This is a genomic window from Magnetospirillum sulfuroxidans, assembly GCF_018224925.1.
GTDB classification, from domain to species: domain Bacteria; phylum Pseudomonadota; class Alphaproteobacteria; order Rhodospirillales; family Magnetospirillaceae; genus Magnetospirillum; species Magnetospirillum sulfuroxidans.
In genome coordinates this window covers 1-1,477 of sequence record NZ_JAGTUF010000050.1, presented here as the reverse complement: position 1 = coordinate 1,477, position 1,477 = coordinate 1, and the positions used below count along the sequence as shown (strand labels likewise).

1 protein-coding gene is annotated in these 1,477 nt (G+C 65.3%); it reads right to left on the bottom strand.

Going from position 1 to position 1,477, the window contains the following annotated elements; translation table 11 throughout:
* Positions 1 to 187: 187 nt before the first annotated feature.
* Positions 188 to 1,450: an ammonium transporter gene (locus tag KEC16_RS19585; protein WP_211552097.1), complete on the bottom strand. Its 1,263-nt coding sequence runs from the start codon at positions 1,448 to 1,450 to the stop codon at positions 188 to 190.
* Positions 1,451 to 1,477: the final 27 nt, after the last annotated feature.

Below are 1,477 nucleotides of genomic sequence, written 5' to 3'. Positions count from 1 at the left end.
AAAAGGGCGCGGCTTTCGCCGCGCCCCCTTGTTTCCAGCAATCCGCCCGGCTTAGGCCGTGATGCCCTAAATGTGCATCACGGCCTAACCTTCATCATTTTCCCTCGCCGGGCGCATGCCTCCGCATGCTTGGCCGCGCCCGCAATGGGCGCTGGAGCGTCGTGCCTTAGATTAAAGGCGCGACGCTTTAGTGGATGGATTCGCCGTGCAGCGACAGATCCAGGCCTTCGCGTTCCTCGTCGGGAGTGACGCGCAGACCGATAACCAGATCGATCAGCTTGAGCAGGATGAAGGAAGCGACCGCGCTCCACACGATGGTGGCGACGATGCCGTACAACTGGGTCAGGACCTGACCGCCATTGCCTTCCAGCAGACCGGCGGTGCCGCCGATGGATTCGACCGCGAACACGCCGGTCAGAACCGCGCCGACGATGCCGCCGATGCCGTGCACGCCAAAGGCGTCGAGCGAGTCGTCATACTTGAGCGCATGCTTGAGGCCAGTCGCGCCCCAGAAGCAGATGACGCCGGCAGCGATGCCGATGATCAACGCCCCACCGACACCGACGAAGCCGGAAGCCGGGGTGATCGCCACCAGACCGGCAACCGCGCCCGAGACGGCGCCCAGAACGCTGGGCTTGCCGCGCAGCATCCATTCGGCGGCCATCCAGGCCAAAGCGGCGGCGGCGGCGGCGACCTGGGTCACCAGCATGGCCATGCCGGCACGACCGTCGGCGGCGGCGGCGGAACCGGCGTTGAAGCCGAACCAGCCCACCCACAACAGCGAGGCGCCGATAATGGCCAGCGACAGATTGGCCGGAGCCATGTTGTCGGTGCCAAAGCCCTTCCGCGGGCCGAGAACGATGGCCGCAACCAGACCGGCGACACCGGCATTGATGTGCACCACGGTGCCGCCGGCATAATCCAGCACGCCGTCGGACCCCAGGAACCCACCGCCCCAGACCCAATGGCAGATCGGCGCATAGACGACCAGAACCCACAGGCCCATGAACACCAGCATGGCCGAGAACTTCATGCGGTCGGCGAAAGCGCCGGTGATCAGCGCCGGGGTGATGATGGCGAAGGTCATCTGGAAGACGATGAACACGGTTTCCGGAATGACGCCGGTCAGCGAACCGACTTCGACGCCGGCCAGCAGAACCTTGCCCAGGCCGCCCACATACGGGGTGCCTTCGGCGAAGGCCAGGCTATAGCCGACCAGAACCCACAAAACCGAAACCAGCGCGGTGATGGCGAAGCTCTGCATCATCGTCGCCAAAATGTTCTTCTTGCGCACCATGCCGCCGTAAAACAGCGCCAGGCCCGGAATGGTCATCATCAGGACCAGCACCGTCGACGTCAGCATCCACGCCGTGCTGCCCGAATCCAACGTCGGAACCGGAGCCGCGGCCGCGGCCGCTTCTTCCGCCAGCGCAGCGCCGGCAATGAACATGCTGCTCAACGCCAACCCGGCGCCGGC